The following is a 14,897-nucleotide window of genomic DNA, read 5'->3' on the forward strand; positions in this document are numbered from 1 at the left end:
TTGGGGGGTGCGAAGCGCGGTGACGACTCAGCTACCGCGGTAGGTGGAGTAGCTGTAAGGCGAAATCAGCAGGGGCACGTGGTAATGATCCTGTTCAGCGCTGATGCCAAAGCGCAGCACCACCACATCGAGAAACGCAGGCTGGGGCAGTTGAACACCACGGGCGCGGTAATAGTCGCCGGCACTGAATTGCAACTGGTAGACACCGCTGCGGTAGTCGTCACCTTGCAGCAGTGGCGCATCGCAACGGCCGTCGCTGTTGGTCATGGCACTGGCAACCAGCTCCAGCTGCGCGCCTTCGACGCGGTACAGCTCAACCTTGATCGCGCTGCCGGGGCAGCCGTGTGCGGCGTCCAAAACGTGTGTGGTCAAACGTCCCATGGCGTCTACGCGCCTCCCTAAGTCAGTAGAAGAGAAATCCGCACTTTATCAGGGCAGTGAAAAAGCCGGCGATGGGTGATTAAGACACTTTTCAAAAAAATTGTACACAATAAATTCAACCTACTCATCGCGTCTTCTGAACTGCGCCCTGTGGGAACGAGCTTACTCGCGAAAATTGCCAACGATACCGCGGGTCTTCAGGAGAAACGCGGTGACTTGAAGTTCTTCGCGAGCAAGCTCGCTCCTACAGTTCCCTGCACCTACGCAGACAGCGCAGTTATTTTGCTTAAATTGACCAGTCAGGCAGGTTTCTTGCAACCCTTGTAAACCGACCGTTCAGAAAAAATGCAGAAATGCACACTTACAAAGTGGCGAATAAGTTGTATACAATCACTCATCGCCACCTCGACGAACAAGAAGGAAGACTGCAGTGAGCGCTGACTACCCACGCGACCTGATCGGTTACGGCAGTAACCCTCCTCACCCCCACTGGCCGGGCAAGGCACGCATCGCGCTATCGTTCGTACTCAACTACGAAGAAGGCGGCGAGCGCAATATCCTGCATGGTGACAAAGAGTCCGAAGCCTTCCTCTCGGAAATGGTCTCGGCCCAGCCGCTGCAAGGCGAGCGCAACATGAGCATGGAATCGCTGTACGAATACGGCAGCCGTGCCGGCGTATGGCGCATCCTGAAGCTATTCAAAGAATTCGATATCCCGCTGACCATCTTCGCCGTAGCCATGGCCGCCCAGCGCCACCCGGACGTGATCCGCGCGATGGTGGCTGCCGGTCACGAAATCTGCAGCCACGGCTACCGCTGGATCGACTACCAGTACATGGACGAGGCCCAGGAGCGCGAGCACATGCTCGAAGCCATCCGCATCCTCACCGAACTCACCGGCGAACGCCCACTGGGCTGGTACACCGGGCGCACCGGCCCCAACACGCGCCGGCTGGTGATGGAGGAAGGCGGCTTCCTCTATGATTGCGACACCTATGACGACGACCTGCCCTACTGGGAACCCAACACCCCCACCGGCAAGCCGCACCTGGTGATCCCCTACACCCTGGACACCAACGACATGCGCTTTACCCAGGTGCAGGGTTTCAACAAGGGCGATGATTTTTTCGAGTACCTCAAAGACGCGTTTGACGTGCTGTATGCCGAAGGCGCCGAGGCACCGAAGATGCTGTCCATCGGTTTGCATTGCCGCCTGATTGGCCGCCCGGCACGCCTGGCCTCCTTGAAGCGTTTTATTGAATACGCCAAGAGTCACGAACAGGTGTGGTTCACCCGGCGTGTCGACATTGCCCGCCATTGGCAGCAAACCCACCCCTGCACGGGAGCGGCGAAATGACTGCATTCCAGACCTTGAAACCTTCGACCTTGAGCCGCGACGCATTCGTCGAGGCCTTCGCCGATATCTACGAACACTCGCCATGGGTGGCCGAAAAGGCCTTCGACCTGGGCCAGGATGCCTCGATCGACCAGATCGAAACCCTGCACCAGCGCATGAGCGATATCCTGTTGAGTGCTGATCACGCCTCGCAACTGGCGCTGATCAATGCTCACCCGGACCTGGCCGGTAAAGCTGCCGTCCAGGGCCAACTCACCCAAGCCAGCACCGATGAGCAAGCTGGCGCGGGGATTCACCAATGCACGGCCGAAGAGTTTTCTCGCTTCACCGAGCTGAACGACGCCTACAAGGCCAAGTTCAAGTTTCCCTTCATCATGGCGGTAAAAGGCAGCAACCGGCACCAGATCCTCGCCGCGTTCGAAACGCGCATCCATAACTCCACGGATACAGAGTTCAAGTGCGCGCTGGACGAGATCAACAAGATCGCGTTGTTCCGTTTATTGACCCTCTAAACGACCATCCCCAGCCACTCTATCTAAGGCAGACAAGAAGAATGAAAGCTTACGCCGTACCTTTCGAAAAGTTCGTCAACCTGGCCGACGCCCGCCTGGGCACCAAGATCATCTCGGTGACCGATGACTGGTTCGCCGACGCCAACCGCCTGTTCCAGCCGACCCCGGCCGTATGGAAGGAGGGCGTTTTCGATGACAACGGCAAGTGGATGGACGGCTGGGAGTCACGCCGCAAGCGCTTCGAAGGCTACGACAGCGCAGTGATCCGCCTGGGCGTGCCCGGCTCGATCAAGGGCGTGGACATCGACACTTCATTCTTCACCGGCAACTTCCCGCCGTCGGCCTCCCTGGAAGCCTGCTTCCTGGCCTCGGGCGAGCCGGACGCCAACACCCAGTGGGTGGAAGTGCTGTCGGCGGTCGAGCTGCAAGGCAACAGCCACCACTACCACGAAATCAATAACGACCAGGCGTTCAGCCACCTGCGCTTCAACATCTACCCGGATGGCGGCGTTGCCCGTCTGCGTGTGTACGGCGTGCCATTCCGCGACTGGTCGTCGGTGGGCGACAACGAACAGGTCGACTTGGCTGCCGCGCTCAATGGCGGGCGTGCCCTGGCCTGCTCCGACGAACACTTCGGGCGCATGAGCAACATCCTCAACCCGGGCCGTGGCATCAACATGGGCGACGGCTGGGAAACCGCGCGTCGTCGTACACCAGGCAATGACTGGGTGATCGTCGCGCTCGGCCACCCGGGCGAGATCGAGAGGATCATCGTCGACACCCTGCACTTCAAGGGCAACTACCCGGACACCTGCTCGATCCAGGGCGCGTTCGTCAAAGGCGGCACCGACAGCCAGATCGAAACCCAATCGCTGTTCTGGCGCGAACTGTTGCCGGCGCAGAAACTGGAAATGCACGCCGAACACACCTTCGCCGAGCAGATCAAGGCACTGGGGCCGATTACCCATATCCGCCTGAATGTGTTCCCGGATGGCGGTGTGAGTCGCCTGCGTGTCCTGGGCAAAGTGTCGAAGTAATGCTGAGCCTGTAGGAGCGAGCTTGCTCGCGAAGATCGTCAACGATAACGCGCCCATTCTGGATATACGCGGTGTCCTTGAGTTTTTCGCGAGCAAGCTCGCTCCTACAAAGATCCAATAACAATTCAAGATTAAGAAGACAGCCATGCGCACACTGATGATCGAACCCCTGACCAAAGAAGCCTTCGCCCCTTTCGGAGACGTTATCGAAACCGACGGCAGCGATCACTTCATGATCAACAACGGGTCGACCATGCGCTTTCACAAGTTGGCTACGGTCGAAACAGCACAGCCTGAAGACCACGCCATCATCAGCATCTTCCGCGCCGATGCGCAGGACATGCCGCTGACCGTGTGCATGCTGGAAAGACACCCGCTGGGCAGCCAGGCTTTTATTCCGCTGCTCGGCAACCCCTTTCTGATCGTGGTCGCGCCACTTGGCGATGCACCTGTATCAGGCTTGGTCCGCGCCTTCGTCACCAACGGCAGGCAGGGCATCAATTACCATCGCGGCGTCTGGCACCACCCGGTGCTGACGATCGAAAAGCGGGATGACTTCCTGGTGGTTGATCGCAGTGGCACAGGCAATAACTGCGATGAGCATTTTTTCAAAGAGGATGAGCGGTTGATCCTCGCCCCCCACCAATAAGAGAAGGCCGGATCACCCGACAACAGGGTGACAGGCGAGAGGTAAAGACTGTGGAAGCACATTTGATGGAATGGCTGAACCTGAGCGTGCGCTGGGTTCACATGATCACTGGCGTCGCCTGGATCGGCGCTTCGTTCTACTTTGTCTGGCTGGAAAACAACCTCAATCGCGTCAACCCCAAGAGCGGCCTGGCCGGTGACTTGTGGGCGATCCACGGTGGCGGTATCTACCACCTGGAAAAATACAAACTGGCCCCGCCGACCATGCCGGACAACCTGCACTGGTTCAAATGGGAAGCCTATTTCACCTGGATGTCGGGCGTCGCGCTGCTGTGCGTGGTGTTCTACTGGAACCCGACGCTGTACCTGCTCGCCCCCGGCAGCAGCCTCAGCGGCACCGAAGGCGTGTTGCTGGGCATCGGCTCGTTGTTCGCCGGCTGGTTCATCTACTCCTTCCTCTGCGACTCGGCCCTGGGCAAGCGCCCTGCCCTGCTCGGCTTGATCCTGTTCGTGCTGTTGATTGCGGCCGCCTACGGCTTCAGCAAGGTGTTCAGCGGCCGCGGTGCCTACCTGCACGTGGGCGCGGTGATCGGCACGATCATGGTGGGCAACGTGTTCCGCATCATCATGCCGGCCCAGCGCGCGCTGGTGGCGGCCATCGCCGAGAACCGCACGCCGGATCCGGCGCTGCCAGCCAAGGGCCTGCTGCGTTCGCGGCACAACAACTACTTCACCTTGCCGGTGCTGTTCATCATGATCAGCAACCACTTCCCGAGCACCTATGGCAGCCAATACAACTGGCTGATCCTGGCCGGGATCGCCGTGGCGGCCGTGTTGGTACGCCACTACTTCAACACCCGGCACAACAGCCAGAAGTATGCGTGGACCTTGCCGGTAGGCGCGTTGGCGATGATCAGCCTGGCGTACGTGACCGGGCCCAAGCCGGCTCCGGAAGTGGCCAAGGCACCTGCGGCGATCGAGTATCAGCCGCTGCCGGAAACGGCATTGGGCGGTGGTTTGAAACCCGCAGCACCTGCCGCGCCTGCCGCTGAACCGGCACCGGCCCAGGCCACCACCGACTTCGGCCAGGTGCACCACGTGATCGAGCAACGCTGCACTGTGTGCCACTCGGCCAAGCCGACCAGCCCGTTGTTCAGCACCGCGCCGGCTGGGGTGATGTTCGACACGCCGGCACAGATCCAGCAGCAGGCGGCACGCATTCAAGCGCAGGCGGTGGCCAGCCAGATCATGCCGTTGGGCAACATTACCCAGATGACCCAGCAGGAACGGGATCTGATCGGTACCTGGATCAACCAAGGAGCCCGCACCAACTAACTGATTCACCTAGCTTCAATGTGGGAGGGGGCTTGCTCCCGATAGCGGTGGCCCAGTCGAATAGCTGCTGCTGATACACCGCAATCGGGAGCAAGCCCCCTCCCACAAGGGTTCTGCTGTGTTTTGAAGATTGCGTTACACACAACACAAAAATAAAAAAGATCCGAGGTGTTGCATGACCGAGTTAGTCGAACCGCAGATTCCTGCCGCGCCCGCCATGGTGCGGCTGCCCCTCTTGCAACTGATTCTGGTAGGCCTGCAACACGTCTTGCTGATGTACGGCGGCGCCGTCGCCGTGCCCCTGATCATCGGCCAGGCCGCGGGCTTGAGCCGTGAAGAAATCGCGTTCCTGATCAACGCCGACCTGCTGGTAGCCGGGATCGCTACCATGGTGCAATCGTTCGGCATCGGCCCTGTGGGCATCCGCATGCCGGTGATGATGGGCGCCAGTTTTGCCGCCGTCGGCAGCATGGTCGCCATGGCAGGCATGCCCGGTATCGGCTTGCAGGGCATCTTCGGCGCGACCATCGCCGCCGGGTTTTTCGGCATGCTTATCGCGCCGTTCATGTCCAAGGTCGTACGCTTTTTCCCGCCGCTGGTGACCGGTACCGTGATCACCGCCATCGGCCTCTCGCTGTTTCCCGTGGCCGTGAACTGGGCCGGGGGTGGCAGTGCCGCCGCCACGTTCGGTTCACCGATCTATCTGGCGATTGCCGCTTTGGTATTGGCCACCATCCTGCTGATCAACCGTTTCATGCGCGGCTTCTGGGTCAACATCTCGGTGTTGATCGGCATGGCGCTGGGCTACGGCTTGTGCGGCCTGCTCGGCATGGTCGACCTCAGCGGCCTGGCCCTGGCACCGTGGGTGCAGGTGGTAACGCCGCTGCACTTTGGCATGCCCAGGTTCGAGTTGGCGCCGATCCTGTCGATGTGCCTGGTGGTGGTGATCATCTTTGTCGAGTCCACCGGTATGTTCCTCGCCCTGGGCAAGATCACCGATCAGGAGGTCACACCGAAGATGCTGCGTCGCGGCTTGCTGTGTGATGCCGGCGCGTCGTTCCTTGCCGGTTTCTTCAACACCTTTACCCATTCCTCCTTCGCGCAGAATATCGGCCTGGTACAGATGACAGGCGTGCGCTGCCGCTCGGTCACCATCATGGCCGGCGCGTTCTTGATTGTGCTGAGCCTGCTGCCCAAGGCGGCCTATCTGGTGGCATCGATTCCACCCGCGGTACTCGGTGGCGCGGCGATTGCCATGTTCGGCATGGTGGCGGCGACCGGGATCAAGATCCTGCAGGAAGCCGACATTGCTGATCGCCGTAACCAGTTGCTGGTAGCGGTAAGCATCGGCATGGGCCTGATCCCCGTGGTACGCCCGGAGTTCTTCGCGCAATTGCCGCTATGGATGAGTCCGATTACCCATAGTGGCATCGCTATGGCCACCCTCAGCGCGTTGTCGCTGAACATACTGTTCAACATCCTGGGCGGCGCTGAGCGCGTTGCCGTTGAGCACGTCCACACCTGAAGCATGCTCCATTGTCGTCCTGCGCGCGCTGTAACGGCGCACTTGAGCCCAGACGTAGGAGCCAGTATTCTCCGCGCCCGCTTGAATCGACGGTTTTTAACCGCCTTGGCGCGGCTTTTGCTGTAAGCATAAAAGCTGACCAATCAGATGATTTTTTCAGCGAATCCAAAGGCGCCACATCAGAGCGCCAGATTAGAAAAAACATAAAAAAACTTTAACTCGGGAGCAACCGAATGAAACCTATGTTCAAGGGCCTGGTGCTGGCAGGATCCCTGCTGGCCGCCGGCCAAGCCGGAGCCGGCGACTTGTTGCAGTGGCAGAACAACAGCCTGACTTACCTGTGGGGCAAGAGCTTTACCGTCAACCCGCAGATCCAGCAAACCGTCACCTTCGAACATGCTGACGCATGGAAGTATGGCGACAACTTCTTCTTCCTCGACCGTATCTTTTACAACGGCAAGGAAGACGGCAATGTCGGCCCCAATACTTACTACGGCGAGTTCAGCCCGCGGTTGTCATTCGGCAAGATTTTCGACAAGGACCTGTCGTTCGGCCCGATCAAGGATGTGTTGCTGGCCTTCACCTACGAGTTTGGCGAAGGCGATAACGAATCCTACTTGCTCGGTCCTGCCATCGACTTGAACATTCCGGGCTTCGACTATTTCCAGCTGAACTTCTACCAGCGCCAGACCGAAGGCAACCGCCCGGGTGACGGTGTCTGGCAGATCACCCCGGTGTGGTCGTACACCATTCCAGTGGGCAACTCCGACGTATTGATCGACGGTTTTATGGACTGGGTGGTGGACAACGACAAGAACGCCCGTGGTACTTATCACGCCAACCTGCACTTCAACCCGCAGGTCAAATACGACTTGGGCAAGGCGCTGCATTGGGGCGACAAGCAGTTGTATGTGGGTTTTGAATACGACTACTGGAAGAACAAGTACGGGATTGAAGACAGCGGCGCGTTCAAGACAACCCAGGACACGGCGAGCTTCCTGGTCAAGTACCACTTCTGATTGAACACCGCAGGTCAAATGTGGGAGGGGGCTTGCTCCCGATAGCGGTGTGTCATTCAAAGTATCTGTGACTGAATCGCCGCCATCGGGAGCAAGCCCCCTCCCACATTTTCAGCTCTGCGTCAGGCCGAGGAATCGCGACAACTCCTCACGCTTGGCCAGCGCATCCTTGCGCCCCAACTCGATCAACTCGCTGCAATACCCCGCCTCGAACAACAAATAACTCAATACCCCCGCCCCACTGGTCTTGGTCGCCCCCGGCCCACGCAGGAACAGGCGCAACGCCGCCGGCAACTCCTGGCGATGCCGCGCAGCGATCTCATCGATCGGCTGGCTGGGCGCAATCACCAGCACCTCCACCGGCGCCAGGCCCTGTACTGCTGCATCAGCAGGCACGACACGACTGAACTGGTTCAAGCGTTCCAGCAGTTCAATATCGCTTTCCAGGCTGTCGATGAAGGTGCTGTTGAGCATATGCCCGCCAATCTGCGCCAGGGTCGGTTCCTGGCCGGTGTAGGTGCGTTGCATCGAAGGTTCATTGCCCCGTGGGTTGCCGCTCACGCCGACCACCAATACGCGGCTGGCGCCCAGGTGCAGGGCCGGGCTGATCGGCGCCGACTGGCGCACCGCGCCATCGCCGAAGTACTCCTGATCGAGCTTGACCGGCGCAAACAACAGCGGAATCGCCGAACTCGCCAGCAGGTGTTCCACCGTCAGTTGGGTGGGCACGCCGATCCGTCGATGGCGCAACCACGCATCGATGGTGCCGCCGCCCTGATAGAAGGTCACCGCCTGCCCGGATTCATAACCGAAGGCCGTGACCGCCACCGCCTGCAAATGCTTGCAACGAATGGCTTCGTCGATGCCGTCGAGGTTCAGGCGTTCTTGCAACAATTGGCGCAGCGGCGAGCTGTTGAGCAGCGCCACTGGCACCTGGGCGCCCAGGCCCAGCAGGCTGTGGATGAGGAAACGACTGGCCTGGCGTATCACCCCCGGCCAGTCGCTGCGCAGCACTTGGTGACTGCGAAAGCCCTGCCAGAACGCCGTCAATCGTTGAATAGCCGCACGGAAATCGGTGGCCCCGCTGGCCAGGCTCACCGCATTGATCGCACCAGCCGACGTGCCGACAATCACCGGAAAAGGATTCGGCGCCCCTGGCGGCAGCAACTCGGCAATCGCCGCCAATACCCCCACCTGATACGCCGCTCGCGCCCCGCCGCCGGAAAGAATCAAGCCTGTGACCGGTTCAACTGGGCGCATTGCGTCACTCCATGTGGGAAAAGCCAGCGCTTACCGGCGGCGTTTTTCGTACAACTTAGGCTCGCCCGCCGGCCGGCTCTTGAAGCGGCGGTGGGTCCAGAGGTATTGCTCGGGGCACTCGCGTACCGAGGCTTCGACCCATTGGTTGATGCGCAGGCAGTCGATTTCGTCGGTTTCGCCGGGGAAGTCGGTCAACGGCGGATGGATCACCAAGCGGTAACCGCTGCCATCGGCCAGGCGTTCTTGGGTGAATGGCACGACCAGCGCCTTGCCCAGGCGTGCGAACTTGCTGGTAGCGGTGACAGTGGCGGCCTGGATGCCGAACAGCGGCACGAAGATACTTTGTTTCGCGCCGTAGTCCTGATCCGGTGCGTACCAGATGGCGCGGCCGGCGCGCAGCAGCTTGAGCATCCCGCGCACGTCGTCGCGTTCCACGGCCAGGGAATCGAGGTTGTGGCGTTCGCGGCCACGGCGCTGGATAAAGTCGAACAGCGGGTTGCCGTGCTCGCGGTACATGCCATCGATGGTGTGTTTCTGCCCGAGCAGCGCCGCGCCGATTTCCAGGGTGGTGAAGTGCAAGGCCATCAGGATCACGCCCTTGCCTTCCAACTGCGCCTGCTTGAGATGCTCCAACCCTTCGACATGGGCCAGGCGCGCCAGGCGCGGCTTGGGCCACCACCAGCTCATGGCCATCTCAAAGAAGGCGATGCCGGTGGAGGCGAAATTTTCCTTGAGCAGGCGTTTGCGCTCCTTGGCGGACTTTTCCGGGAAGCACAGCTCAAGGTTGCGCGCCGCGATACGGCGGCGATCACCGGCCACGCGATACATGCCCGCGCCCAGCAGGCGACCAATGGTCAACAGCGCCCGGTACGGTAACTGGGTGACCAGCCACAGCAGGCCGAGCCCCAGCCACAGCAGCCAAAAACGCGGGTGAAGAAATACAGCTCGAAAACGCGGGCGATCCATTACAGATTCCGGTAAAGACAAGGGCCGCGCATTCTACAACGGTTCGACTCGGCTTGCGGCGGGTGAGTGTTCTCGTTATAAGTCTCGACACTTTTCGTGACAAGCCGCTTTCGCCGACCATGAGCCAAACCGAACCGCTAGACCAAGATCCCGTGTTCCAGCTGAAAGGCAGCATGCTCGCCATTACCGTGCTGGAACTGGCCCGCAACGACCTCGATGCCCTGGACCGCCAACTGGCCGCCAAGGTCGCCCTGGCGCCGAACTTTTTCAACAATGCCCCGCTGGTGCTGGCCCTGGACAAACTTCCGGCCGGCCAAGGCGCGATTGATCTGCCCGGGCTGATGCGCGTATGCCGCTCCCATGGCCTGCGTACCCTGGCGATTCGCGCCAGCCGTATCGAAGACATTGCCGCAGCCATCGCCATTGAACTGCCAGTACTGCCACCGTCCGGCGCGCGCGAGCGTCCGCTCGAACCATTGGTCGGTGAAGAAAAGAAAAAACCGGAAAAACCACCCGAACCTGCGATCAAGCCGACAAAGATCATCACCTCGCCCGTACGCGGCGGGCAGCAGATTTACGCCCAGGGTGGCGACCTCGTGGTGATCTCCTCGGTCAGCCCGGGGGCGGAACTTCTTGCCGATGGCAACATCCATGTATACGGCCCGATGCGCGGACGCGCCCTCGCCGGCATCAAGGGTGATACCAAGGCCCGGATTTTTTGCCAGCAGTTGACCGCTGAGCTAGTGTCCATCGCAGGCCAGTACAAGGTTTCAGAAGATTTGCGCCGCGATCCGCTGTGGGGGGCTTCGGTGCAGGTCAACCTGTCGGGCGATGTGTTGAACATCATCCGTCTTTAACGGATACTGCCGCATTTTCCAAGCATCTCTAGACTCTGATAGCAAAGCGAAACCGGCAAGACTTGTGTAGGACTATTTGGAAGTTGGTGTTTCCCCGTGGAAACTCCTTCTTTTTCCTGCAAAGGCTGTCCGCCTGCAGCGAGTTCCAAGAGATGTTTTTCAGGGACTGAAAAGTCCTTTTTCCTTAGGGGTGAAACACCTTGGCCAAGATTCTCGTGGTTACATCCGGCAAGGGTGGTGTGGGTAAGACCACCACCAGCGCCGCTATCGGTACCGGCCTCGCTCTGCGCGGCCACAAGACAGTCATCGTCGACTTCGACGTCGGTTTGCGTAACCTCGACCTGATCATGGGCTGCGAACGCCGCGTGGTGTACGACTTCGTCAACGTAGTCAACGGCGAAGCCAACCTGCAACAGGCCCTGATCAAGGATAAGCGCCTTGAAAACCTGTACGTGCTGGCCGCCAGCCAGACCCGTGACAAGGATGCGTTGACCAAAGAAGGCGTGGGCAAAGTCCTCGCCGAGCTGAAAGAAACCTTCGAATACGTGGTGTGCGATTCCCCGGCGGGTATCGAGACCGGTGCCCACCTGGCGATGTACTTCGCCGATGAAGCCATCGTGGTGACCAACCCGGAAGTCTCTTCGGTACGTGACTCGGACCGCATGCTCGGCCTCTTGGCCAGCAAGTCCAAGCGCGCCGAAGAAGGCCAGGACCCGATCAAGGAACACCTGCTGCTCACTCGCTACAACCCTGAGCGCGTCAGCAATGGCGAAATGCTCGGCGTCGAAGACGTGAAGGAAATCCTCGCCGTGACCCTGCTGGGCGTGATCCCGGAATCCCAGGCCGTGCTTAAGGCATCCAACCAGGGCGTGCCAGTGATCCTCGACGACCAGAGCGACGCCGGCCAGGCGTACAGCGATGCCGTGGATCGCTTGCTGGGCAAGACCGTGGAACACCGCTTCCTCGATGTCAAGAAGAAGGGATTCTTCGAGCGTATCTTTGGAGGCAACTAAACAATGAAATTTCTCGACTTCTTTCGCGCCAACAAAAAGCCAAGTACCGCGTCGGTAGCGAAAGAGCGTCTACAGATCATCGTGGCGCACGAACGCGGCCAACGCAGCACGCCGGACTACCTGCCAGCCTTGCAGAAGGAACTGGTGGAGGTGATCCGCAAGTACGTCAATATCGGTAACGATGACGTGCATGTCGCCCTGGAAAATGACGGCAGTTGCTCGATTCTGGAACTCAATATCACCCTGCCCGATCGTTGATCGAAAGGGCGGTCGCCACGGCGGCTCTGCTACCTGGCCCCTGTACTGCTGTAGGAGCGAGCTTGCTCGCGAAGAACCTGAGAACACCGCGTTTCACCTGAATGAACGTGGTGCCGATGAGTTCTTCGCGAGCAAGCTCGCTCCTACAGGGTGAGGGGGCAGTCAGTGGAGCCGCCGTTGGCGTTTGTTACGAGGCTGTTTAATGCCGCTGTCCAATATCCATATCCTGCATCAGGACGACGCTGTCCTGGTGGTGAACAAGCCGACCCTGCTGCTCTCGGTGCCGGGTCGCGCCGATGACAACAAGGATTGCCTGATTACCCGCCTGCAGGAAAACGGTTACCCCGAAGCCCGTATCGTCCACCGGCTTGACTGGGAAACGTCGGGGATCATCCTGCTGGCCCGGGATGCCGACACCCACCGCGAACTGTCACGCCAGTTTCACGACCGCGAAACAGAAAAAGCCTACACCGCCCTGGCCTGGGGCCAGCCGGAACTGGACAGCGGCAGCATCGACCTGCCCCTGCGCTACGACCCGCCGACCAAGCCACGGCATGTGGTGGACCACGAGTTCGGCAAGCACGCCCTGACCTTCTGGAAAGTGCTGGAGCGTTGTGGCGACTGGTGCCGGGTAGAGCTGACGCCAATCACCGGGCGCTCGCACCAGTTGCGTGTGCATATGCTCTCCATCGGGCATCCGTTGCTGGGTGATGGCTTGTATGCCCATGAACAAGCGTTGGCTGCCTGGCCGCGGCTGTGCCTGCATGCAAGCATGTTGAGCTTCACCCATCCGCAAAGCGGCGAGCGCTTGCGCTTCGAGTGCCCTGCCCCGTTCTAGAATTGGCAATACAATCAAAACTGTGGGAGGGGGCTTGCTCCCGATGGCGGAGTGTCAGTCACTGTATGTGCTCACTGACACACCGCAATCGGGAGCAAGCCCCCTCCCACATTTAGTTCTGTGTCAGTTCTAGACACCGAGTCAAACCAATACGGTAAACTCCGCGCATTGCTGTCTGGAGCTATTTATGCGCGAAGCGTTGAATCAAGGCCTGATCGACTTCCTCAAGGCCTCCCCTACTCCTTTTCATGCCACTGCCGCCCTCGCCCAGCGCCTGGAAGCGGCCGGTTACCAGCGACTCGACGAGCGCGACACCTGGGCCACCGAGGCCAACGGTCGCTATTACGTGACCCGCAACGACTCCTCGATCATCGCCTTCAAGCTCGGCCGTCACTCGCCGCTGCAGGGCGGTATCCGCCTGGTCGGCGCCCACACCGACAGCCCATGCCTGCGGGTCAAGCCCCAGCCTGAGCTGCAACGCCAGGGTTTCTGGCAGTTAGGGGTGGAAGTCTACGGAGGCGCGCTGCTGGCACCGTGGTTCGACCGCGACCTGTCCCTGGCCGGCCGCGTCACCTTCCGCCGTGACGGCAAGGTCGAAAGCCAACTGATCGACTTCAAGCTGCCCATCGCGATCATTCCCAACCTGGCCATTCACCTCAACCGTGAAGCCAATCAAGGTTGGGCGATCAATGCCCAGACCGAGCTGCCGCCGATCCTCGCGCAATTTGCCGGCGACGAACGCGTGGACTTCCGCGCCGTACTCACCGAGCAGTTGGCCCGCGAGCATGGGTTGAACGCTGATGTGGTGCTCGACTACGAGCTGAGCTTCTACGACACCCAAAGTGCCGCGGTCATCGGCCTCAATGGCGATTTCATCGCCGGTGCGCGCCTGGACAACCTGCTGTCGTGCTACGCCGGCCTGCAAGCCTTGCTGACCAGCGAGACCGACGAAACCTGCGTGCTGGTGTGCAACGACCACGAAGAAGTCGGCTCCTGCTCGGCCTGCGGCGCCGATGGCCCGATGCTGGAACAGACCCTGCGCCGCCTGCTGCCCGAAGGTGATGAGTTCGTACGCACCATTCAGAAATCCCTGCTGGTATCGGCCGACAATGCCCACGGCGTGCACCCCAACTACGCCGAGAAGCACGACGCCAACCACGGCCCGAAACTCAACGCCGGCCCGGTGATCAAGGTCAACAGCAACCAGCGCTACGCCACCAACAGCGAAACCGCCGGGTTCTTCCGCCACTTGTGCATGGCCGAGGAAGTGCCGGTGCAGAGTTTTGTAGTACGCAGCGACATGGGTTGCGGCTCGACGATCGGGCCTATTACCGCCAGCCACCTGGGTGTACGCACCGTGGATATCGGCTTGCCGACCTTTGCCATGCACTCCATTCGTGAACTGTGCGGCAGCCATGATTTGGCGCATCTGGTGAAGGTGCTGGGTGCGTTTTATGCGAGTCGCGACCTGCCCTGATTTGACCGGCAAAATGTGATCGAAATGTGGGAGGGGGCTTGCTCCCGATGGCGCCGTGTCAGGTTCAAATATTTACCTGATATACCGCCATCGGGAGCAAGTCGAATCGTCGCACCGCCCCTCCCACATTGGGTTCTGTGTACTGCCAAACTGACTTGCATCATCTGCACTTCCCGCAATCCGGCCTAGACTTGTCAAAACTCCCAGTCTGACAAGGCCGCCCCTCCATGATCTCAATGTCCTCCTTCCACGCCATGCTGATCCCCATCGTGATCGGCATGATCATGCTCGCGGTCGGTTTCAACTTTCGCGACAAGCCCCTCGGTGTGTTCGGCATGTGGATCGGCATGCTGTTGATCCTCGGCACCGTGGTGTACAAGATTCTCGCCAAACTGGCGGAATGATAAATGCGCT

General features: G+C 60.1%; 16 protein-coding genes. 13 read left to right on the forward strand and 3 right to left on the reverse strand.

From position 1 onward, the window contains the following. Positions 1-27: 27 nt before the first annotated feature. Complete coding sequence (gene uraH, locus QYQ93_RS20230; protein WP_043049807.1) at positions 28-381, reverse strand: hydroxyisourate hydrolase; 354 nt, start codon at positions 379-381, stop codon at positions 28-30. A 430-nt stretch (positions 382-811) separates the two neighbouring features. On the opposite strand from uraH, the gene puuE reads away from it, so the two are divergent. From puuE to QYQ93_RS20265, 7 genes are all read left to right on the forward strand, one after another. Beyond that, a complete protein-coding gene (gene puuE, locus QYQ93_RS20235; protein WP_338475355.1) occupies positions 812-1,738 on the forward strand; it encodes an allantoinase PuuE in 927 nt (308 codons plus the stop codon). Next, complete coding sequence (gene uraD / locus QYQ93_RS20240; RefSeq protein WP_043049810.1) at positions 1,735-2,250, forward strand: 2-oxo-4-hydroxy-4-carboxy-5-ureidoimidazoline decarboxylase; 516 nt, start codon at positions 1,735-1,737, stop codon at positions 2,248-2,250. Before puuE ends, uraD begins: the two co-directional genes overlap by 4 nt. A 41-nt stretch (positions 2,251-2,291) precedes the next feature. Then, the gene (gene alc / locus QYQ93_RS20245) at positions 2,292-3,287 is read left to right on the forward strand and encodes an allantoicase (protein WP_338475356.1); all 996 of its coding nucleotides are present in this window, start codon (positions 2,292-2,294) and stop codon (positions 3,285-3,287) included. Positions 3,288-3,432: 145 nt separating this feature from the next. Beyond that, the gene (locus QYQ93_RS20250) at positions 3,433-3,936 is read left to right on the forward strand and encodes an ureidoglycolate lyase (RefSeq protein WP_005789953.1); all 504 of its coding nucleotides are present in this window, start codon (positions 3,433-3,435) and stop codon (positions 3,934-3,936) included. 50 nt (positions 3,937-3,986) lie between these two features. Beyond that, positions 3,987-5,270: a urate hydroxylase PuuD gene (locus QYQ93_RS20255; RefSeq protein ID WP_043049811.1), complete on the forward strand. Its 1,284-nt coding sequence runs from the start codon at positions 3,987-3,989 to the stop codon at positions 5,268-5,270. A 175-nt stretch (positions 5,271-5,445) separates the two neighbouring features. After that, the gene (locus QYQ93_RS20260; RefSeq protein WP_043049812.1) at positions 5,446-6,795 is read left to right on the forward strand and encodes a nucleobase:cation symporter-2 family protein; all 1,350 of its coding nucleotides are present in this window, start codon (positions 5,446-5,448) and stop codon (positions 6,793-6,795) included. A gap of 233 nt (positions 6,796-7,028) precedes the next feature. Further along, positions 7,029-7,814: an outer membrane protein OmpK gene (locus QYQ93_RS20265; RefSeq protein ID WP_043049813.1), complete on the forward strand. Its 786-nt coding sequence runs from the start codon at positions 7,029-7,031 to the stop codon at positions 7,812-7,814. Positions 7,815-7,925: 111 nt separating this feature from the next. On the opposite strand, the gene QYQ93_RS20270 is transcribed toward QYQ93_RS20265, so the two are convergent. Continuing rightward, positions 7,926-9,074 (reverse strand): patatin-like phospholipase family protein, encoded by a 1,149-nt coding sequence (locus QYQ93_RS20270; RefSeq protein ID WP_043049814.1) that lies wholly within the window; start codon positions 9,072-9,074, stop codon positions 7,926-7,928. A 30-nt stretch (positions 9,075-9,104) separates the two neighbouring features. After that, a complete protein-coding gene (locus QYQ93_RS20275) occupies positions 9,105-10,040 on the reverse strand; it encodes a lipid A biosynthesis lauroyl acyltransferase (RefSeq protein ID WP_043049815.1) in 936 nt (311 codons plus the stop codon). A gap of 119 nt (positions 10,041-10,159) precedes the next feature. Between QYQ93_RS20275 and minC the strand changes: the two genes are divergently transcribed. The 6 genes from minC (at position 10,160) to QYQ93_RS20305 (ending at position 14,887) form a co-directional block, all read left to right on the forward strand. Continuing rightward, on the forward strand, positions 10,160-10,897 hold the full coding sequence (gene minC / locus QYQ93_RS20280) for a septum site-determining protein MinC (RefSeq protein WP_034117002.1): 738 nt from the start codon (positions 10,160-10,162) through the stop codon (positions 10,895-10,897). Between the two features lie 200 nt (positions 10,898-11,097). Continuing rightward, positions 11,098-11,910, forward strand: coding sequence for a septum site-determining protein MinD (gene minD, locus QYQ93_RS20285; RefSeq protein ID WP_003175251.1), 813 nt, complete (start codon positions 11,098-11,100; stop codon positions 11,908-11,910). Positions 11,911-11,913: 3 nt separating this feature from the next. Continuing rightward, positions 11,914-12,168, forward strand: a complete 255-nt coding sequence (minE, locus tag QYQ93_RS20290; protein ID WP_003175252.1) for a cell division topological specificity factor MinE — start codon at positions 11,914-11,916, stop codon at positions 12,166-12,168. Positions 12,169-12,370: 202 nt separating this feature from the next. Beyond that, positions 12,371-13,006: an RluA family pseudouridine synthase gene (locus QYQ93_RS20295; protein ID WP_005789965.1), complete on the forward strand. Its 636-nt coding sequence runs from the start codon at positions 12,371-12,373 to the stop codon at positions 13,004-13,006. Positions 13,007-13,193: 187 nt separating this feature from the next. Then, positions 13,194-14,483 carry a M18 family aminopeptidase gene (locus tag QYQ93_RS20300; RefSeq protein ID WP_005789967.1) on the forward strand — a complete coding sequence of 430 codons (1,290 nt, stop codon included), beginning with the start codon at positions 13,194-13,196 and terminating at the stop codon, positions 14,481-14,483. Positions 14,484-14,710: 227 nt separating this feature from the next. Then, on the forward strand, positions 14,711-14,887 hold the full coding sequence (locus tag QYQ93_RS20305) for a hypothetical protein (RefSeq protein ID WP_164484829.1): 177 nt from the start codon (positions 14,711-14,713) through the stop codon (positions 14,885-14,887). Positions 14,888-14,897: the final 10 nt, after the last annotated feature.

It is taken from the genome of Pseudomonas khavaziana (assembly GCF_036704165.1).
Lineage (GTDB): Bacteria > Pseudomonadota > Gammaproteobacteria > Pseudomonadales > Pseudomonadaceae > Aquipseudomonas > Aquipseudomonas khavaziana.